This is a genomic window from Hydrogenophaga sp. UC242_50 (assembly GCF_042697355.1).
Classification (GTDB): domain Bacteria; phylum Pseudomonadota; class Gammaproteobacteria; order Burkholderiales; family Burkholderiaceae_C; genus Hydrogenophaga.
Genome location: NZ_CP170553.1, coordinates 893,954 through 912,582 on the forward strand (window position 1 = coordinate 893,954; position 18,629 = coordinate 912,582).

An 18,629-nucleotide genomic window follows, 5' to 3' on the forward strand; every position below is an offset into this window, starting at 1 on the left:
TTCGCCACCGCCCGCGCGGCTGAAAGAGCGGCCCCGTGCGCATCGCCCTGTGCAACGAGGTGCTGGCGCCGCTGCCGTTCGCCCGCCAGTGCGAGGTGGCGGCCGCCCTGGGTTACGACGGGCTGGAGGTGGCGCCCTTCACGCTGGGCGAGGAAGCCTTGTCGAGCGCGCGGCGCAGCGGGCTGCGCCGCGCGGCGGTGGACGCGGGCATCGAGGTCTCGGGCCTGCACTGGCTGCTGCGGCAACCGGCGGGCCTGTCCATCACCTCGGCCGACACCACCGTGCGCGCCCGCACGCTCGACACCCTGCGCCACCAGATCGACCTCTGCGCCGACCTCGGCGGCTCGGTGCTGGTGCACGGCTCGCCCGCGCAGCGCCGCCTGCCACCGGGTGAGGAAGCCGCCGCGCGCGAACGCGGCATCGAGGCCTTCGCCGCCGTGGCGGCGCACGCGCAGGCGGCCGGCGTCGTCTACTGCATCGAACCCCTGGCCGCGCCCGAGGCCGACTTCATCCACACCGTGGCCGAGGCCGCCGCCATCGTGCGCGCCATCGGCCGCCCCGCGCTGCGCACCATGCTCGACTGCTGCGCCGCCGCGCGCGCCGAGGCCGAGCCGGTGCCTGCCGTGCTCGCGCGCTGGCTGCCCACCGGCCTGCTCGCCCACGTGCAGGTGAACGACCCCAACCTGCGCGGCCCCGGCCAGGGCGCGCTGGCCTTCGCCGACATCCTGCGCACGCTGTGCCAGCACGGCTACGCCGGCTGGGTGGCGGTGGAGCCCTTCGACTACCAACCCGATGGCCCCATGGCCGCCGCCCGCGCCATCGGTTACCTGCGGGGCCTGCTGGAGGCCCTGCATTGAGGAAATGACCGCCATGCCCACCGCCCCCCGCGTCCAAGTTTTGTCCGTCGAGCGCTTCGAGTCGCCCTACCGGCTGCGCCTGCCGTTCCGCTTCGGCGTCATCACCGTGACCGAAGGCCGCCAGGCCATCGTGCGCGTGCGCGTGCGCCACGAGAACGGGCGCGAAGGCACGGGCTACGCCGCCGAAGCACTGGGCGCCAAGTGGTTCGACAAGAACCCCGCGCTCTCCGACGCGCAGAACCACGACCAGCTGCGCAAGGCGCTGGAACTCACCGCCGAGGCCTACGGCGCGGCGCCCCCGCTCAGCGCCTTCGACCTGTATGCCAACCACTACCGCGAGCTGCTGGAGGCCGGCGCCGCGTGTGGCCTGAACCCGCTGGTGACCAGCTACGGCCCGGCCCTGATCGACCGCGCGGTGCTCGACGCGCTGTGCCGCATCGAAGGCCTGAGCTTCTGGCAGGCGATGCAGCACAACCGGCCCGGCATGCGCGCGCACCCCATCGCGCCCGATCTCCAGGGCTTCGCGCTCGCGCCCTTCCTGCGCGGCCTCACGCCGCTGACCTCGCTGGCCGTGCGCCACACCGTGGGCCTGCTCGACCCCATCGTGGCGGGCGACCAGGCCGCCGGCACGCGCGTGAACGACGGCCTGCCCGAAACCCTGGAAGAGGTGGTGGCCGCATACGGCAACCGTTACTTCAAGCTCAAGGTCTCGGGCCAGGCCGACGCCGACCTCGAGCGGCTGCGCCGCATCGCCTCCGTGCTCGACCGCCTGCAAGACCCCTACGTGGTCACGCTCGACGGCAACGAGCAGTACGAGAACGCCGAGGCCATCGCCGCGCTGTGGCAGCGCATGGCCGCCGAGCCCGCGCTGCGCCGCCTGTGCGAGGCCACGCTGCTGATCGAACAGCCCATCAAGCGGCAGATGGCGCTGGCCCAGCCGGTGGCGGCGCTGGCGCGGCACAAGCCCGTGATCATCGACGAGTCCGACGGTGACCTCGACGCCTTCCCCTGCGCCCGCGCGCTGGGCTACACCGGCGTCTCCACCAAGGCCTGCAAGGGCTTCTACAAATCGGTGCTCAACCTCGCGCGCTGCCAGGTGTGGAACCAGGCCGAGGGCCGCGAGACCTTCTTCATGTCGGCCGAAGACCTCACCACCCAGCCCGGCATCAGCGTGCAGCAGGACCTGGCGCTGGTCAGCCTGCTCGGCATCACCCACGTGGAGCGCAACGCCCACCACTTCATCGACGGCTTCAACGGCCGCCCACCGGCCGAGGCCGACGCCTACCTGGCCGCGCACCCCGACCTCTACCACCGGCAGGACGGCCGCGCGCGCCTGCGCATAGCGCGCGGGCAGCTGGCCCTGGGCTCGCTCGCGGGCGTGGGCTTCGGCTCCGGTGTGGACCCGGACCTGAGCGACACCGCCGCCATGCCGCGCGCCGACTGGCCCCCCCCACGCATCGGAGACCCCATGAGCACCATCGACTACGAAAGCCACGACGGCCTGGGCCTGGCGCAGCTGGTCAAGCAAGGCGAGGTGACGCCGCAGGAGCTGCTGGAGGCCGCGCTCGCGCGCATCGCCGCGCACAACCCGGCGCTCAACGCGGTGGTCACGCCGCTGTACGACGCGGCGCGCGCCGAGATCGCGCGCGGCCTGCCGGCCGGGCCGTTCCAGGGCGTGCCCTTTCTGGTGAAAGAGCTGGTGGCCTCGGTGGCGGGCGCGGCCACCACCGCGTCCTCGCGCCTGTACGCGCACAACACCGCGGCGGCCGACAGCGAGATCGTGGCGCGCCTGCGCCGCGCGGGGCTGGTGATCGCGGGCAAGACCAACTCGCCCGAGTTCGGGCTCTCGCCCATCACCGAGTCGCTGCTGTACGGCGTGACGCGCAACCCCTGGAACACCGAACTCTCGCCCGGCGGCTCCAGCGGCGGCGCGGCGGCGGCCGTGGCCTCGGGCATGGTGCCGCTGGCCCACGCCACCGACGGCGGCGGCTCCATCCGCATCCCGGCCTCGTGCTGCGGCCTGTTCGGCCTCAAGCCCACGCGCGCGCGCATCACCGCCGGCCCCGAAGGCGGCGAGGGCCTCAACGGCCTCGCCCACCAGCACGTGGTGAGCCGCAGCGTGCGCGACAGCGCGGCCCTGCTCGACGCCATCGCCGGCCCCATGCCGGGCGACCCCTACACCGCCGTGCCGCCCGAGCGGCCCTACCTGGAAGAGATGGGCCGCGCGCCCGGGCGCCTGCGCATCGCCTTCGCGAAGACCGCGCCCACCGGCGTGCCGGTGGACCCGGCCTGCGTGGACGCCGTGGAAGACGCCGCGCGCCTGTGCGAACAGCTCGGCCACCACGTGGAAGAAGCCTCGCCCGACTACGACGCGCAGGTGGTGGAGCGCGGTTTCGAAATGGTGTTCGCCACCCACACCATGGCCAACATCGCGCGCGCCACCGGTGGCCCCCTGCCCGACCCGGAACTGGTCGAGCCCTTGACCTACGCGCTGGCCCAGGTCGGCCGCGTGCCCAGCGCGGCCGAATACATTCTCAACCTGCATGCGCTGCAGCGGCAGTCGCGGCGCATCGCGGGCTTCTTCGAGCGCTTCGACGTGTGGCTCACGCCCACGCTCGCGCAGACGCCCCGGGCCATCGGCCACTTCAACATCCGCTCCAGCGACGTGCGCGACTGGATGAGCAAGCTCGCGGCCTACCTGCCCTTCACCTACCCCTTCAACGTCACCGGCCAGCCCGCGGCCTCGGTGCCGCTGCACTGGACGGCTGACAACCTGCCCATCGGCTGCCAGTTCGCGGCGCGCTATGGCGACGAAGGCCTGCTGCTGCGCCTGTGCGCGCAACTCGAAGCAGCGCGGCCCTGGTTCCACCGGCGCCCGCCGGTGAGCGGCCTCCCGCATGCGCACTGAGGAAACGGTCGACCTGCTCGTCATCGGCGGCGGCGTGGCGGGGCTCACGGCCGCGCTGGTGGCCGCCATCGAAGGCCTGAGCGTGCTGGTCTGCGAGAAGACCGAGCAGCTCGGCGGCACGGCCGCCACCTCGGCCGGCACCGTGTGGATACCCGGCAGCAGCCAGAGCGAGCGCGCCGGCCTGGCCGACCCGGTGGTGCGCGCGCACCACTACCTGGCCGCCGAGATCGACACCGACAGCGGCGCCGACCTGCGCGACACCTTCCTGGCCACCGGCCCGCGCGTGCTCGACTACCTGGCGCAACACTCCTGCGTCAGCTTCGTGCCCGCCGCGCGCCACCCCGACTACCACGACCAGCACGCCGGCGCGGCCATCGGCGGCCGGGCGCTCGTCGCGCGCGCTTTCGACGGGCGCGAGCTCGGCCCCGACTTCGCGCGCGTGCGCCCGCCCATGAGCCACATGATGGTGCTGGGCGGCATGTCCGTCAGCAAGGACGACATCGCGCCGCTGCTCAAGCCCCTGGCCTCGCGGGCCGCATTGCGCCACGTGTTCACCCTGCTGAGCCGCCACGCGCGCGACCGCCTGCGCCACCCGCGCGGCACGCGGCTGGTGATGGGCAACGCGCTCATCGCGCGCCTGCTGCTCAGCCTGCGCCAGCGCGGCGTGGACCCGCTCATGGGCGTGGCCGTGCAGCAGTTGCACGAAGACGGCGGCCGGGTGAGCGGCGCCACGCTCTCGCAAGGCGGGCGCACCTGGCGCGTGCAGGCGCGGTGCGGCGTGGTGCTCGCCTGCGGCGGCTTTGCGCACGCGCCCCGAGTGGCGCCAACGCCTGCTGCCCGCGCCCGCGCAGACGCAGTCGCTCCTGTTCGAAGGCAACACCGGCGACGGCCTTCGCCTCGCGCAAAGCGTGGGCGCCGCCATCGACGAGACCGGGCACCGCACGCCCGCCTTCTGGGTGCCGGTGTCGGTGCTGCGCCAGGCGGACGGCACCGAGCAGCGCTTCCCGCACTTCGCGCTGGACCGCGCCAAGCCCGGCCTGATCGCGGTGGACGCCAGCGGCCGGCGCTTCGTCAACGAAGGCGACTCGTACCACGACTTCGTGCTCGCGATGCTCAACGCCTCGCCCGAGCCCGCCGTGCCCGCGCACCTGATCTGCGACGCCCACTTTCTGCACCGCTACGGCCTGGGCCTGGTGCGCCCGGGCGCATGGCGGCTGCGGCCCTACCTGCGCGCCGGTTACCTCAAGCGCGCGCCCACGCTGGCCGCGCTCGCGGGCCAGCTCGGCATCGACCCCGAAGGCCTGCGCGTCACCGTGTCGCGCCACAACGGCTTCGCGCACACCGGCGTGGACCTGGACTACGGCAAAGGCACGAGCGAACTCAACCGCTTCAACGGCGACCCGACCCACACGCCCAACCCCTGCATCGGCCCCATCGCGACGGCGCCGTTCTACGCGGTGACCGTGTGGCCCGGCGACGCGGGCACCAGCGTGGGCCTGCGCACCGATGTGGACGCGCGGGTGTTAGGCCGCGACGGCCAGGCGATCGAAGGGCTGTACGCGGCCGGGGCCGACATGGCGTCCATCATGCGCGGGCGCTACCCCGGGCCGGGAGTGACGCTGGGGCCGGCGATGGTGTTTGCCTGGCGGGCGGTGATGCACGCGGTGGGGCGGCGCACCTCCACCCAGGTCAGTTCGTCGCGAAGCAGTACATGAGCCCCGCGCTGCCGCTCATCTTGAGCTGATCGACGCTGCAGCCGCGCGTGCCGTGCGACGCGTTCCACGACGCGTTCGCCACCGGGTCGGGGTTGGTGCCCTTGCGGTCGTGGTGGCCCACCATGGCGGAGCCGCCATCGCTCTTGGTCCAGTTGCCGCAGGTGGTGTCCTTGCCGGGCTCGGGCACGGCCAGCGTGCCGTCGGGGCGCGAGCCGGTGAGGATGTCGTGGCGGTTGACCGCATCACCGAAGCCGGAGACCACTTCGCCCTTCTCGGTCAGCGAGGTGTCCTTGCCGAGCTTGGCGTTGGCGCTGTGCAGGTCGGCCACGCTGGTGGCGACGACGACGCCCTTCGCATTGGTCCATGGGCCGGAGCCGATCCGGTCGCGCGCATTGACCACCGCTTGCCCATCCATGGCCGCGGTGCTCAGGTAGGCGCGCCAGGTCTTGCCACCCGCGCCGGCGGCGGTGGCGCAGCGACTGGCAGAAGCGGTCCGCGCCGGCCAGGCCGCCGAGGTCGCCGCCCTTGCCCGGGTTGGCGCTGGTGATGAAGAAACCCATGGAGTTGCCGCCAGAAGGCTTCATGGCGCCGCAACCCGCGATCAGGGCGACAGTGGCAACGGCGGCGCTGGCGAGAAGAAGGGAACGGCTGGGCATGGGAGGCTCCTGGGCACGGTGGAAGGAAGCCGCAGGCTAGCGCAGCGCCGTGTCAGCGGCAACCGAAGCCACCATCCATGGAGGGGTCTCAGTAAGCCGTCTCGCGGGCTTCCAGCACCAGCGACAGCACCCGCGAGCCCTTGCAGCTCGCCTTGGCGCGCACGCGGCATTCGGCATCGGCCTCGACCGTCAGGCGGCAGTGGTAGTCCAGGCCGTCGGTCTCGCCGGGGCTATGGCCCGGGACGCGGCGAGCCCACAAACGCCGGCCGTCCACCTCCACGACCAGTTCGTGCGAGGGCTCGGCGGGGTCCGCCAGCACAGACACCAGCAGGGTGGCATCGAGGTCGAAGGTGCGCGCGCGGCCCAGTGCGGCGGGAATCACCAGGGAGGCGACGGATTCGGTGCCCGCGTCATACTTCCAATATTCCAAGGTCATGGGGAAAGTCTAAGCCCACGCCATTCCCCTTTCGACGCGCATGAAAACCTTCCGCATCCAGATTGACGGCCAAGCCGTGGCCGCCGAGGCCGACAGCGAGACCAGCCTGTTCGCGGCGATGGCGCGCGCGGGAATCGATTGGCCGGTGTCCTGCCGCAACGGCACCTGCCGCACCTGCATCGCCCGGCTGCTGCAGGGGCAAGTGCGCTACGACATTCCCTGGCCCGGCCTGAGCGCCGACGAAAAGCAGGACGGCTATTGCCTGCCCTGCGTGGCCCGGCCCATGGCCGATTTGGTCATTGCCCGGGCTTGAAGCCCAAGCCACCCGACGCTTCGCCCGGCTTGCGATCGGCGGGATTGGTCTGAGGCGCCCGATCCGGATGCGTCGGGTTGGCACCCGGCGCGCGGTCGTCGCCAGGGGGCTGTTGGTCGATGGGCTTGCCGGGGGTCTGGCCTGGCGGGTTGGGGGTGATGGACATGCTGCGGGGCTCCTGAGCGTTTGCGGGACCGGACATCGGTCCGAAGACTCAGTGTCAGGTTGAAGCGCTTTCGCCCCGGTAGGCCAACTCTCTGTGGACCTGTAGGCCCTGTCCGGCCTCGTCGAATGCGCTGCTGAGTGCTCTTGCTCTCTAGCGGGCAGAAGAAGGATCGTCTGCCGTGTAGCGTCTTTCTATCCAGTGTGAGCCGTGGCCGAACTTCTCATTGCCCGCTTCGACCACGGTCCTGAGCGTCTGAAGAACAGCGGGATCCGCTGTCTGCCAATGGGTGGATGTGGAGGCTTCGCGCTTGAGCTTGCTTGCTGCGGGCGTGCAGCAAATTCGCGCGAGATGGTGCACGCTTTGAACGGTGTGCCCTTTGCCCACGGGTGCCTGCAGGATGCTCATCGCCTTCTCCTGGGGGGTGGGGTCCAAGCGCTCCACCAACAAACAGCTTGCCTTCGAGCTGGGCTCGCGTCTATCGATCCGGCAGGTTTTGAGTAAACGGATGTTTCTGGCGTGGGCCGAAAAGCCTTCGCGGGGCGGGGGTGCGCAAGGTGCGATCTGCAACACATTGCAGTCATTCAGCCATTGGCGGTGAAGGTCTAGGACTTGCAGGAAGCAGTGTCACCGCTAGACTGCCGCAATCGGCCAGAAGCGGACGTTCTCAGCTCGTCCTGGGAACGTCCGCTTCTGGCCGATTCCCGCTATTGGGGTGGCGATAGCTTTGTGACTTCCACGTCAACGCTGAAGAGGCCGAAGAACCATGGGCGCCGTTCTCTCACAACGTCGAGATGTAAAGGGCGACCATCCGCGTCTGTCACCACGTACTCGCCATTTAGGACATCAATTGGCTCAAGCTTCGCTTCGACTTCGGCAACCGACCAGTACTCCGTCAGGTCTCCACTTTCATCAACGCGAATGGGCAATTTGATCATGAATGCAATGTCCGCTTCTGGCCGATTGCGGAAGTCTAGCCGTGGCACCGCTGTGTGCAAGCCGTACACCTTCATAGTCACGACTGGATGACCGCCACGTGGCGCAGATCGCACGTTCGGTGCGCAAGCGCAGCCGTCAGCAATCGCTGCGATCGATTTACTGCGTTAGTGCGAGTCCTTCAACCGCACGGGGCAGTGCAAGCCAAGCTATCAAGCCTGTTGCAGTTCGCCGCAGCGTCAATCAACCTGGCCGCAAGCGCCCGTGCCTGCGCGGGGCTGAGGCTCCATTCCAGGTCGAAGGGGGCTTCGCGTGCCTGCAGCAGCACCACCGCAGGCACATCTGGTTCCGCCGTGCGGCTCGCGGCCACGCTCAGGCCTGCCATCGTGCGTTGCTGAATCGAGAGTGACATGCGCTGTGCCGGCACGGTGCAGCGCATGAGGTAGACCGGCTCGGGCAGTGGGATCTGGCGGAGTTTCATGGGGTGGTCCCCGTGTCGTTCATGCCCAGCTCACGCAGCACCGCGAGGCGGCACACGCTGGCCATGGAGCGGTGTTCGCGTTCGGCCCGTTCTTTCACACGTTCCAGCTCGGCCGGCGTGAGCCGCAGCGCGATGGGGCGCGAGCTGTTGACGCCGTTGGGCACGCGCTTGCGTGTCGAAGAGTCAGCTGATCGGGTCATGGCGAAGTAGCTCCTTCCCTGGGCTAGCATTGAGTAACGGAAAAATACACAAGCAAGTGAGAGGCTTGTCTTTTAAATAAGTACTTTGGATGTAGTTTTGAGGAAATATCAGATAATGTCAACCGTCGATGTGGAAGAATTAGTTACTCGTTTTCGTGCCGAGCTGGATCGGTTTGGCTCGATCGCCGAAGCCTCCCGGAAAATCGGCGAGCCGAATGGAGCCGGTCTTCGCGACGTGTGCAACGGCCGCAAGCGCCTTACGGCCGAGTTGCTGGCGCGGTTTGCTGCCGAGGGCGTGGACGCTCTCTACGTTCTGACGGGTGAGCGCCTTGTCAAGCGATCGGGCCTGAATCCGATGCAGCGCGCCGTGGTGGATGACCTCGAACGTTGCTCTCCGGAGAAGCAGGTCGAGGCGGTGAAGTACGTGGGCATGCTCGCCGCAGGCATGACGCCGCCACCATTGCCCACGGTGCCAATTGCTCCAGCGCGAAAGCCCCAGGCCAAGGGCTAAGCACCCTCCAAGCGAAAGAAGAGCGGTTAACCCCGATCGCTCCAGATCACGCCTTCGGAGACTTCGGCGAACTCGGCCTCGGTGGCGCCGTGCCGTCTTCCTCACTCTCGTCCAACCCCTCGTCGCTCAGCGGGTCGCCGGCTTCGGCGTCGTCGATGAAGGCGAGGTCGGGGTCTTCGTCGTCGGAGGCGGCGTCCGTGCCGCCGGGCGTGATCACGTGATCCACGCCGATGTCCCATCCATCGCGCTTGCCGCCGTCGCCGCCGGCGCTGCGGCTCTCGCCGGTGCCGGCGGCGTCGCTCGGGGAGGCCAGCGCGTCGGGCGACAGCAAGCTGGGGCGCTGTTCGTCGCGGGTGTCGAAGTCGGCGGGCGCGTTGGGGTCGCCGCCGTCGCTGTCGGCAATGCCCATCATGTCGCTGCCGCTGTCGGAGGAGTCCCCGGGGCCGAGCGAGGCGGTGTCGCGGCCGGCGGGTTCGGGTGGTGCAGGGGTGGTGCCCTGGATGCTGCTGCGTGCCATGGTGTGGTTTCCTTTCGGGTCGATGGGCGCGGTGTGCCGCGCCCACAGGGTCTCCGGCAGTTGGCGTGCCCGCCCGTCTGCCCTGGGCGCGGTGGCCGGCCTGTTCCTCGAGGTCTGCAAGTTTTGCCGCTCAGGGCAGAAACACCAGGGAAGGCAATGCGCTGAACACCACCGCCGCCGTGGCAATGGCGGTGGACCCTCGCGCGATGCGGTAGCTCCAGCCCGGGAGGCGGCCATCGGTGTGTCGGGCCTTCAGTCGAACGTCGTGCACGCCCACGGCCAGCAGCGCGATCGCCGTGGCGCCCCAGGCCACCGCGTTGGCCGTCCACTGGTGCGGCCAGATTTCGCTGGCCGCCCAGATCACCATGAAGTGCGCGAACCAGATGGCCAGGGCCGTGACGATCGGCCGCCCGCTCGACGGCTGGAGCGCCTTCACACGCCGCCCCACGGCAGCACGCGCGGCAACAGCAGGGCGGCCGCGCCTTCGCACGCGGCAAACATGAACAGGATGCGCAGCGCCTCCAGGGTCTTGTTGGCCGGGCCCGGCGCCAGGCCGCGCATCCAGCGCGCCAGGTAGTACACGGCCGAGAGCATCACCGCCAGCACGATGGAGCTGTGCCACGCCAACATGGCGTAGATGGCCGCGCCTTGCCCGCTGGCATCGCCGCGCAGCCCGGCGTTCCACCAGTCGAGGCTGTCCACCGCCAGCGCCGCGACGAGGCACACCATGCTCAGCGCCATGGCGACGGCGCTGAGCCCGCTGCCGCGCTTGAACCTCGCCAGCAAGGGCCGGGCCGCGTAGGCCAGGCCCGCCGAGGCGCCGAGCAGCAGCAGGCCAGGCGCCAGCGCGCCGCGTGGCGCGGTGATGCGCCACCAGTCCGGGTGGGCGCCGAACAGGTAGAGGTAGGAAAACATCGCCATCAGAAAGATCATCCCGAGCACGATGACCAGCAGCACCGCGGCCCACCAGCCGTGCGATTGCGGGCCGGTCACGTAGGTCGGCAGCAGGATGCCCCCGCCCGCGTCCACCTGCTTCTGCGGGATGTGCCGGTCGTTGTGCCAGACCCAGCGCATCACGCAGACGATGGTGAGCACGCCGCAGATCGCGCTCAGCGTCAAGGCCTTCACCGTGAGCAGCAGGAAGAAGCCGGCGGTGAAGAGCGCCGCCAGCAGCGGCGACCAGGCGGGCCCGGGCATGATCTGCACGTACTGCGGCTCGGCGCGCGAGCTGCTGGTGATCAGCGTCTCGCGCGCGCCGGTGGTGGTGCCGGGCAGGAAGTAGCGCCCGGCCTCGACGTTCTCGCGCAGCCGGGCATCGGCCCACAGGGGTTCGAGGGAGCTGACGACGGGGATGGAACGGATGCCGTAGTTGCCGGTGGACAGCCACTCCAGCGTGCCGCCGTGGTAGACGTTGCGCGCGTTCCCCCCGCCGCCGCCCATGCCCTGGCGGCTGTAGCAGCGGATGGCGTCGATCAGGAAGAGCAGCACCCCGGCCGCCATGATGAAGGCGCCCACGGTCGAGATCAGGTTGGGCACCTCCATGGACCGGCCCGGCAGGTAGGTGTCCACGCGCCGGGGCATGCCCATCAGCCCGCTCAGGTGCATGGGCAGGAAGCAGACATGCACACCGACGAAGTTGAGCCAGAAGACCCAGCGCCCCACGCGCTCGGACAGCTGCTGGCCGTTGATCATCGGCGTCCAGTAGTAGAACGCGGCGAACAGCGGGAACACCATGCTGCCGATCAGCACGTAGTGGAAGTGCGCGACGACGAAGTAGGTGTCGTGCACCTGGCCGTCGAAAGCGACCATGCCCACCATCACGCCGGTGAGGCCGCCCATCACGAAGATGAGGATGCCGCCGACGAGAAAGAGCGAGGGCACGTTGCGCTGGATCCTGCCCGCCGCGAGCGTGGCGATCCATGCGAACACCTGGGCGCCCGCCGGGACCGCCACCGCCATCGACGCGGCGGAGAAGTAGCCGGCCGACAGGCCGGGCAGGCCCACCGTGAACATGTGGTGGGCCCAGACCCCGAAGCTGATGAAGCCGGTGGCGATCAGCGCCAGCACCACGATCTCGTGGCCGACCAGCGGCTTCTGCGCGACCGTGACGATCATGGTCGAGAGCATCGCCGAGGCCGGGATGAAGATGATGTAGACGTCGGGGTGGCCGAAGAACCAGAACAGGTGCTGGTACAGCAGCGGGTCGCCGCCGCGCGTGGCGTCGAACAGCGGCCAGTTGAAGGCGCGCTCGAGTTCCAGCAGAAAGGTCACCATGATCATCGCGGGGAAGGCCAGGATGATCATCACGCCGAAGATCAGCACCGCCCAGGCGTAGAGCGGCATCTTGGCCAGCGTCATGCCGGGCGCGCGCGTGCGCAGCACGCCCACGGTGAGTTCGATGGCGCCGGCGATCGCGCTGATCTCGATGAAGCCGATGCCCAGCAGCCAGAAGTCGGCGTTGATGCCCTGGGCGTAGACCGCCGAACTCAGCGGCGGGTACATGAACCAGCCGCCGGACGGCGCCAGGCTGAAGAAGATCGAGCAGAAGAAGACGACGCCGCCGATGAGGTAGGCCCAGTACGAGTAGGCCGACAGCCGCGGGAAGGGCAGGTCGCGCGCGCCGATCATCTGCGGCAGCAGCAGCACGGCGATGGCCTCGACGGCGGGCACGGCGAACAGGAACATCATCACCGAGCCGTGCATCGTGAACAGCTGGTTGTAGGTCTCCTGCGGCACGATGCCGGCCAGCGGCGCGGACAGCTGCACGCGCATCACCAGCGAGAGCACACCGGCGGCGACGAAGAAGCCGAAAGCGGTGACGATGAACAGGAAGCCGATGAAGTTGTTGTTGACGGCGCTGAAGGCGCGCCAGCCCGTGGGCGTTTCCCAGACCTTCTTCAGTTCCTCGAGCTCGCCTCGCGGCCTTCGGCCCTTGGTGGGAAAACGCTCGTAGAGCCGCGCGTCGAAACCGGTTTCCGACGGCGCGCTCGCCGCGTCGTCGAGCGCGCCCGCCACGCCGGAGGGAATCCGGCTCGTCACTTCAAGGACTCCATGTACGCGGCCAGGGCGTGCAGCTCGGCGGCCTGCAGCGAGCGGTAGGCGGGCATGCGGTTGTTGGGCTTGATCGACTGGCTGTCGCCGATCCAGCCGATCAGCGTGCCGCGGTTGTTGGGTAGGATGCCGGCGCCGAGCGACTGCCGCGAACCGATGTGCGTGAGGTCGGGGCCCGACAAGCCTTGCGCGGCCGTGCCGGCGATGCGGTGGCAGGCCGCGCAGCCCATGTCGCCGAAGAGCTGGCGGCCGCGCAGCACCTCGTCGTTGACGGGGGCTGCGGCCGGGGCCGGCGGTGGCTGCTGGCGCGCCAGGCGCGCCTCGCGCCAGCGCTGCCAGTCGGCCGGCTCGTGCGCCACCACCACGAAGCCCATCAGCGAGTGCGCCCCGCCGCAGAATTCGGCGCATTGCCCGCCGTAGACGCCCGCCTTGTCGGCCTGCAGCTTGAGCCGGTTGGTGCGGCCCGGGATCATGTCCATCTTGCCGCCGAGCTTGGGCACCCAGAAGCTGTGGATCACGTCCTCGGACACCATGTCCACCACCACCGGCTGGCCCACCGGGATGTGCAGTTCGTTGGCATCGGCGTGCGCCTCGTTGCCCGCCGCGTCCAGGTAGGACACGCGCCACCAGTAGATGTTGCCCGAGACGCGCATGCGCAGCTCGTCGCCCTTGATGGTGCTCATGCCTGCGGCCAGCGTCAGGCCCCACACCAGCAGCAGGAAGAGGATGCCGGTCGGGACGATGAGCCCGAACCATCTGACGACGCCTTCGCCACCGAGCCTGGCGCGCAATTCGTCGCTGCCGTACAGCGCCACCCAGAGGGCCGCGCAGACCAGCACGAAGATCAGCGTGACGAGCGCGATCAGCACCCAGGCGAGCGAGGTGACCGTGTTCGAGAACGGGCCGTGCGGATCGAGCACGGGCGGGGGCCAGCCGCTCAGGGCCTCAGCGAGACTGGAGCGTGAGGAGGTAGGCTGTGACATCGCGGGCTTCCTGGTCTGACATCGTGATGGCCGGCATGGCCGTCCCGGGCACCAGCCCGGGCGCGTTTCTGACGAACTGCATCAGCACGCCGGGCTGGTTCGGCAGCTGCCCGGCGATCAGGCCCTGCCGGGCGAAGCCGTGCAGCGACGGCCCGAGCCCGCCGCGCGGCCACTTCACGTCGGGGAAGGTGTGGCAGGCCACGCAGCCTTTGTCGGCGACGAGGCGTCGGCCGGTGGCGGCGTCGGCGTCGCCCAGCGTCGGCGTGCGGTCGGGCGGGCCGTCGCAGGCCACCAGGCTGAAGCAGGCCAGCACCAGCCAGCGGCCGCAATAGCCCCTCAATGTGCCGCCGGGGCCCGGCATGAACGATGATCTAGATTCCATGCGCACCCACCCGCTGCTGCACACACACCGGCCCGCGAACCCCGGCCGGCTGTGGCTGGCCCTGTGCGCCCTGCTCCTGACGACGGCCTGCACCGACCGCAAGACCCCCAGCGACGACCGCTGGAGCCGCAGCGGCGAACTCATCGCGATGAGCGGCGGCGAAGCCGGCGCGCGCTACGCCTGCGCGACCTGCCACGGTGTGCGCGGCGAGGGCAATGGTTTCGACGCGCCGCGGCTCGCCGGCCTGCCGGCGGGCTACCTGCAGAAGCAGATGGAAGACTACGCCGCCGGCCTGCGGCCGCACGAGGTGATGCGCGACGTGGCGCGTTTTCTCGACAGCCACGAACGCGTGCGGGTGGCGAACCACTACGCCGCCTTGCCGCCGCAGGCGGTGGCACCCGCCACGCAGGAAACCATCGATGCCGCGACGCCGGCGCTGTATGCGCGCGCGTGCCAGCAGTGCCACGGCGCCGAAGGCGTGGGCAGCGAGAACGGGCCGCCGCTGAACGCCCAGCCGGCCTTCTACCTGAGCCAGCAACTGCAGGACTGGCAGCGGTCGAAACGGCGCAATGACGGCAAGCATGGGATGTTGGAGGTGGCTCAGCAGCTCGATGCCGGGCAGGTCAGGCAACTGGGCCTTTATCTGGCGCGGATCCCACCACACCCGGCGAGTCCGGGCCGTTGAGGTCGAACATCGAAGGCAGGACGCGGTCGCGCTTGATCACGTAGTGCAGCACGGCCGCCCCGGCATGGCCGGGAATGAGGAGCGCCGTGATCCACACGATCCAGAAGTGGGCGGTCGCGGCCCACTGCATCAGGCGGTGCTGCAGGCCCTCGGACAACTGATCGAACGGCAGGTTGGGGAACGGGATCAGGCCCGCGATCGACAGCGGCAGGTCGCTGGGCAAGGTGGACCACATCACCCAGCCGCTGATGGGCAAAGCGAAAAAGCTGACGTAGAACCAGGTCTGCAGCAGGCGGCTGGCCTTGCCCGCCAACGAGGTCTCGTCCACGGTGTCGGGGCCGCTGAGCTGGCTGTGCCAGAACAGGCGCAGCGTGCCCAGCAGCATGATCGTCAGGCCGATCTGCGTGTGGGTCTGGTAACCGACGTACTTGTCGCCCCCCACCGGCTGCCAGCCCAGGTACCAGCCATGGGCCAGCTGGAAGATCATCAGCGCCGCCATCACCCAGTGGAAGGTGACGCCGATCGGCGAGTACAGGCCGCGCCGGTTGTAGCCCTCGGCCCATTCGATGGCGGCAATGAGGTTCATGCGAGATCGGCGCGCACGCCGCGCGCGCGTTCGGCGCCCATCCAGCGCCAGCCGATCCACATCGCCGCGGCCAGGTAGGCGATGCTGCCCGGCGCCCACATCGTGATGCCGGCGAGTTGCTGGTCTTCCAGCGGCGCCACGCCCCAGCTCAGGGCGGACGCGAAATGCGGGGGATACAGTGGCCGCCCGGCGAAGGTGATCAAGGCGCCCAGCAGCCCCATCCACACCGTCGTGACCAGCACGGCGCCCATCGCCGCGGCCGGCGCGGCCCGACGCACGGCGAGCCAGAACGCCATGGCGCTGGCCAGCAGCGTGCCTTGCATCAGCGCGTAGATCCCGTCCGACGACAGGGCCGCCGCGTACGGCGCCGGCGCATGCCAGATCCAGAACACCACGGTGGCGATGGCCGTGGCGCTCCAGAGCGACACCGGCAAGCGCCGCAGCCAGGGCTCCAGACCGAACACCAGCAAGGGCGCCATCACCAGCACGAGCGCGAGGTGGTGGATCACCCGCACGGTGAAGAAGGTCGAGCTCAGCGCGCACAGCGGCGACACGTAGAGCACCACCGCGAGGGCCCACGCGCCGCGCAGGCTCAGGCGCCGGCGGGGCGTGGCATCGCTGCCCACCGGCATGCGCCAGAGGGCCAGCGCCGCCAGCAACAGAACGGCCCCGAGCACGGGGTCGAGGTTCCATCGGCTCAGCCAGACCTCCGGGCCGGGTGCCTCGCCGCAGTAGGGAACCCACCTCCTCAGTTCGTCCAAGGCATGTACCTCCACGTGCATGACACCACGGAGCGACATCGTGCACTGTTCGGTGGCGAACAGACACCTGCCCCAGCCCCTGGCGATCATGGCCTCAGCAACACCGCAGTTGGACCGTGAATACCCGAATGCATGCCCTCTTCGCCCTCTCCTCCGTGCCGCTCTTCCTGGGCGCGCTCCTCAGCGACTGGGCCTACGCCGGCAGCCAGGAAATCCAGTGGCTCAACTTCGCCGCGTGGCTGAACGCGGGCGGCTTGCTGATCGCCGGCCCGGTGCTGTTGTGGGCCGCCGTGGACGCGCTGCGTGCGTCGGCCCAACGTCCACGTGGGGGCCTGCTCTATCTGGCCTTGCTGCTGATCACCTTCGTCGTCGGCTTCGTCAACGCCTTGATCCACGGCAAGGATGGCTGGGCCACGATGCCGGCCGGCCTGATCCTGTCGGCCGTGGTGGTGGTGCTCGCCGTGGCGGCCAGCGCGAGCGGGCTGGCCGGTTTTCTGCGGAGGACGGCATGACGGCCCGGGCCCTGTGGATGGGCACCACCCTGGCCTTGGCGGCCGCGGCGAGCGGCGCACAGCAACCCGCCAACCCCGAGCTGCCGCCCCCGCAGCGGGGCTTGCTGCCGAGCATGCGCATCGCGGAACCCGCCGGCTGGGGCGAGCGCCGGCCCACCGTGCCGCCAGGCTGGACGATCAAGTCCATCGCCACCGACATGAAAGTCCCGCGCCAGTCGCTGGTGCTGCCCAATGGCGACATCCTCGTGGCCGAAGGCAAGGGCGGCGGTGCGCCGACCCTGCGGCCCAAGGACTACATCGCCGGCATCATCAAGGCCAAGGGCAACACCGCCGTCAAGGGCGGCGACCAGCTGACCTTGTTGCGCGATGCCGATGGCGATGGCACCTACGAAGGCCGATGGGTCTACGCGAAGGACCTCAATGCGCCCTACGGCCTGGCGCTGGTGGGCAACAAGCTGTACGTCGCCAACCAGGACGAACTGGTGCGCTTCGATTACGTGGCCGGGCAGACCCAGGCCACGGCGGCGCCCGTGAGCGTCACCAAGCTGCCTTCGGCGGTCAACCACCACTGGACGAAGTCGCTCGCGGCCGATGCCGAGGGCCGTTACCTCTACGTGGGCATCGGCTCCAACAGCAACATCGGCGAGCGCGGCATGGCGGTGGAAGAGAACCGCGCCGTGGTCTGGCAGATCGATGCCAGCCATGGCGCCACGCGCACCTTCGCCACCGGCCTGCGCAACCCCACGGCGCTGGCGTTCGAGCCCACCAGCCGGCAGCTCTGGGCGGTGGTGAACGAGCGCGACGAGCTCGGCCCCGACCTCGTGCCGGACTACCTCACGTCGGTGAAGGAAGGGGCGTTCTATGGCTGGCCCTATGCGTACTGGGGCCAGAACGTCGACCGCCGCGTGCAGCCTCAGGACGACAAGAAGGTCCAGGCTGCGGTGCGCCCGGACGTTGCCCTGCCCTCGCACTCGGCGCCTTTGGGGCTGTCCTTTGTGCAGACGGGGTTCGCGGCGCCGTTCGCCGAGGGGGCGTTCATCGGCATGCACGGCAGCTGGAACCGCGACGAGCCTGTGGGCTACAAGGTGGTATTCGTGCCCTTCGCCAACGGCCGCCCCAGCGGCCCGGCGGTCGACTTCGTCACCGGCTTCCAGAGCGACGGCAAGACCATGGGCCGACCGGTCGGCGTGACCGTGGACCCCAAGGGCGCCTTGATCGTGGCGGACGACCTGTCCAACACCGTCTGGCGCGTGACGCCGGCGCGCTGAGCACGCCCATTCACGCGCGCGGTGGCGCGTCGAAGCTTTCGAAGCTGACGAACTCGCTCACCTCGCGGCGCGGCATCGGCCATGCGGTTGACGGGTGCGTCTGGCTCGGGGTAACCGAGCGACATGCCGCACACCGTGAGTTCGTGCTCCCGCAGGCCGAGGTGCTGAGCGACCACCGGGTGGAAGCGCGCGAACGACACCTGTGGGCAGCTGCCCAGGCCGCGCGCGCTGGCCGCGATCATCACGTTCTGCACCAGCAGGCCCAGGTCCAGCCAGCTGTGCGGCGCCAGGCGGGCGTCGATGGTGAAGATCAGGCCGACCGGCGCGCCGAAGAAATGGAAGTTCTTCTCGGTCTGGCGCATGCGGGCCGGCATGTCGGTGACGGCGATGCCCAGGGTGCGGTAGTAGAGCGCGCCGAAATCGCGCTGCCGCTGCGCGTGTTCCTCGGGCAGGGGCTCGGGGAAATGCGGCGAGGGTGGCAGGCGGTTCTCGCGGAAGGCGGCCACCAGCGCGTCGCCCATCGCCTGCAGGGGCGCGCCGGCGAGGACGTGCACGCGCCAGGGCTGGGTGTTGGAGTTGCTCGGCGCGGTGGCGGCCACGGCCAGCAGTTCCTCCAGCAGCGCGCGCGGCACCGGCTCGGGCCGGAAGGCGCGCAGGGTCCGGCGCGAGCGCATCACGCCATCGACCACGCGGGTGGTGTCTTGGATG

General features: G+C 69.9%; 21 protein-coding genes and 3 pseudogenes. 9 read left to right on the forward strand and 15 right to left on the reverse strand.

The window, feature by feature from the left end; translation table 11 throughout:
• The first annotated feature begins 35 nt into the window (after positions 1–35).
• From ACFJGX_RS04650 to ACFJGX_RS04665, 4 genes and pseudogenes are all read left to right on the forward strand, one after another.
• A complete protein-coding gene (locus ACFJGX_RS04650; RefSeq protein WP_382322523.1) occupies positions 36–857 on the forward strand; it encodes a sugar phosphate isomerase/epimerase family protein in 822 nt (273 codons plus the stop codon).
• 13 nt (positions 858–870) lie between these two features.
• Complete coding sequence (locus ACFJGX_RS04655; protein ID WP_382327857.1) at positions 871–3,765, forward strand: amidase family protein; 2,895 nt, start codon at positions 871–873, stop codon at positions 3,763–3,765.
• Positions 3,755–4,513, forward strand: a pseudogene (locus tag ACFJGX_RS04660) (FAD-dependent oxidoreductase); the annotation flags it as partial. The gene ACFJGX_RS04655 and the pseudogene ACFJGX_RS04660, both read left to right, overlap by 11 nt.
• A 52-nt stretch (positions 4,514–4,565) precedes the next feature.
• Positions 4,566–5,480, forward strand: a complete 915-nt coding sequence (locus tag ACFJGX_RS04665) for an FAD-binding protein (protein WP_382327859.1) — start codon at positions 4,566–4,568, stop codon at positions 5,478–5,480.
• On the opposite strand, the pseudogene ACFJGX_RS04670 reads toward ACFJGX_RS04665, so the two are convergent.
• A pseudogene (locus ACFJGX_RS04670) lies at positions 5,455–6,136 on the reverse strand (hypothetical protein). The gene ACFJGX_RS04665 and the pseudogene ACFJGX_RS04670 overlap by 26 nt on opposite strands.
• 88 nt (positions 6,137–6,224) lie before the next feature.
• Entirely contained in the window at positions 6,225–6,572 is a 348-nt protein-coding gene (locus ACFJGX_RS04675) for a hypothetical protein (RefSeq protein ID WP_382322518.1), read from the reverse strand.
• A 40-nt stretch (positions 6,573–6,612) separates the two neighbouring features.
• Between ACFJGX_RS04675 and ACFJGX_RS04680 the strand changes: the two genes are divergently transcribed.
• Positions 6,613–6,885: a 2Fe-2S iron-sulfur cluster-binding protein gene (locus tag ACFJGX_RS04680; protein ID WP_382322517.1), complete on the forward strand. Its 273-nt coding sequence runs from the start codon at positions 6,613–6,615 to the stop codon at positions 6,883–6,885.
• Here ACFJGX_RS04680 and ACFJGX_RS04685 read toward each other — a convergent pair.
• The 5 genes from ACFJGX_RS04685 to ACFJGX_RS04705 form a co-directional block, all read right to left on the reverse strand.
• On the reverse strand, positions 6,869–7,051 hold the full coding sequence (locus ACFJGX_RS04685; protein ID WP_382322516.1) for a hypothetical protein: 183 nt from the start codon (positions 7,049–7,051) through the stop codon (positions 6,869–6,871). The genes ACFJGX_RS04680 and ACFJGX_RS04685 overlap by 17 nt on opposite strands.
• A gap of 150 nt (positions 7,052–7,201) precedes the next feature.
• The gene (locus tag ACFJGX_RS04690) at positions 7,202–7,456 is read right to left on the reverse strand and encodes a hypothetical protein (RefSeq protein ID WP_382322515.1); all 255 of its coding nucleotides are present in this window, start codon (positions 7,454–7,456) and stop codon (positions 7,202–7,204) included.
• A gap of 299 nt (positions 7,457–7,755) precedes the next feature.
• Positions 7,756–7,986 carry a hypothetical protein gene (locus ACFJGX_RS04695; RefSeq protein WP_382158994.1) on the reverse strand — a complete coding sequence of 77 codons (231 nt, stop codon included), beginning with the start codon at positions 7,984–7,986 and terminating at the stop codon, positions 7,756–7,758.
• Positions 7,987–8,165: 179 nt separating this feature from the next.
• Entirely contained in the window at positions 8,166–8,465 is a 300-nt protein-coding gene (locus ACFJGX_RS04700) for a hypothetical protein (protein WP_382322514.1), read from the reverse strand.
• Positions 8,462–8,665: a hypothetical protein gene (locus ACFJGX_RS04705; RefSeq protein ID WP_382322513.1), complete on the reverse strand. Its 204-nt coding sequence runs from the start codon at positions 8,663–8,665 to the stop codon at positions 8,462–8,464. The genes ACFJGX_RS04700 and ACFJGX_RS04705 overlap by 4 nt, the downstream gene beginning before the upstream one ends.
• Before the next feature lie 115 nt (positions 8,666–8,780).
• Between ACFJGX_RS04705 and ACFJGX_RS04710 the strand changes: the two genes are divergently transcribed.
• Complete coding sequence (locus tag ACFJGX_RS04710) at positions 8,781–9,176, forward strand: hypothetical protein (protein ID WP_382322512.1); 396 nt, start codon at positions 8,781–8,783, stop codon at positions 9,174–9,176.
• A 46-nt stretch (positions 9,177–9,222) separates the two neighbouring features.
• Here the strand turns inward: ACFJGX_RS04710 and ACFJGX_RS04715 are convergent, their stop codons facing one another.
• The 5 genes from ACFJGX_RS04715 to ACFJGX_RS04735 form a co-directional block, all read right to left on the reverse strand.
• Entirely contained in the window at positions 9,223–9,693 is a 471-nt protein-coding gene (locus ACFJGX_RS04715) for a hypothetical protein (RefSeq protein ID WP_382322511.1), read from the reverse strand.
• Between the two features lie 130 nt (positions 9,694–9,823).
• Positions 9,824–10,129 carry a hypothetical protein gene (locus tag ACFJGX_RS04720; RefSeq protein ID WP_382327861.1) on the reverse strand — a complete coding sequence of 102 codons (306 nt, stop codon included), beginning with the start codon at positions 10,127–10,129 and terminating at the stop codon, positions 9,824–9,826.
• A complete protein-coding gene (locus tag ACFJGX_RS04725; RefSeq protein ID WP_382327863.1) occupies positions 10,126–12,732 on the reverse strand; it encodes a cbb3-type cytochrome c oxidase subunit I in 2,607 nt (868 codons plus the stop codon). The genes ACFJGX_RS04720 and ACFJGX_RS04725 overlap by 4 nt, the downstream gene beginning before the upstream one ends.
• On the reverse strand, positions 12,729–13,664 hold the full coding sequence (gene coxB, locus ACFJGX_RS04730) for a cytochrome c oxidase subunit II (protein ID WP_382322508.1): 936 nt from the start codon (positions 13,662–13,664) through the stop codon (positions 12,729–12,731). The genes ACFJGX_RS04725 and coxB overlap by 4 nt, the downstream gene beginning before the upstream one ends.
• Before the next feature lie 25 nt (positions 13,665–13,689).
• Positions 13,690–14,109, reverse strand: a complete 420-nt coding sequence (locus ACFJGX_RS04735; protein WP_382325802.1) for a c-type cytochrome — start codon at positions 14,107–14,109, stop codon at positions 13,690–13,692.
• Between ACFJGX_RS04735 and ACFJGX_RS04740 the strand changes: the two genes are divergently transcribed.
• The gene (locus tag ACFJGX_RS04740; protein WP_382327865.1) at positions 14,108–14,794 is read left to right on the forward strand and encodes a c-type cytochrome; all 687 of its coding nucleotides are present in this window, start codon (positions 14,108–14,110) and stop codon (positions 14,792–14,794) included. The genes ACFJGX_RS04735 and ACFJGX_RS04740 overlap by 2 nt on opposite strands.
• Here ACFJGX_RS04740 and ACFJGX_RS04745 read toward each other — a convergent pair.
• Together ACFJGX_RS04745 and ACFJGX_RS04750 are read right to left on the reverse strand one after the other, a co-directional pair.
• Positions 14,733–15,380: a cytochrome b gene (locus ACFJGX_RS04745; protein WP_382327867.1), complete on the reverse strand. Its 648-nt coding sequence runs from the start codon at positions 15,378–15,380 to the stop codon at positions 14,733–14,735. The genes ACFJGX_RS04740 and ACFJGX_RS04745 overlap by 62 nt on opposite strands.
• On the reverse strand, positions 15,377–16,141 hold the full coding sequence (locus ACFJGX_RS04750) for a cytochrome c oxidase assembly protein (protein WP_382327869.1): 765 nt from the start codon (positions 16,139–16,141) through the stop codon (positions 15,377–15,379). Before ACFJGX_RS04750 ends, ACFJGX_RS04745 begins: the two co-directional genes overlap by 4 nt.
• Before the next feature lie 128 nt (positions 16,142–16,269).
• Between ACFJGX_RS04750 and ACFJGX_RS04755 the strand changes: the two genes are divergently transcribed.
• Both ACFJGX_RS04755 and ACFJGX_RS04760 read left to right on the forward strand, forming a co-directional pair.
• Entirely contained in the window at positions 16,270–16,653 is a 384-nt protein-coding gene (locus ACFJGX_RS04755) for a hypothetical protein (RefSeq protein ID WP_382322504.1), read from the forward strand.
• Positions 16,650–17,921 carry a PQQ-dependent sugar dehydrogenase gene (locus ACFJGX_RS04760; protein ID WP_382322503.1) on the forward strand — a complete coding sequence of 424 codons (1,272 nt, stop codon included), beginning with the start codon at positions 16,650–16,652 and terminating at the stop codon, positions 17,919–17,921. Before ACFJGX_RS04755 ends, ACFJGX_RS04760 begins: the two co-directional genes overlap by 4 nt.
• Before the next feature lie 170 nt (positions 17,922–18,091).
• On the opposite strand, the pseudogene ACFJGX_RS04765 reads toward ACFJGX_RS04760, so the two are convergent.
• A pseudogene (locus ACFJGX_RS04765) lies at positions 18,092–18,595 on the reverse strand (nitroreductase); the annotation flags it as partial.
• Positions 18,596–18,629 lie beyond the last annotated feature (34 nt).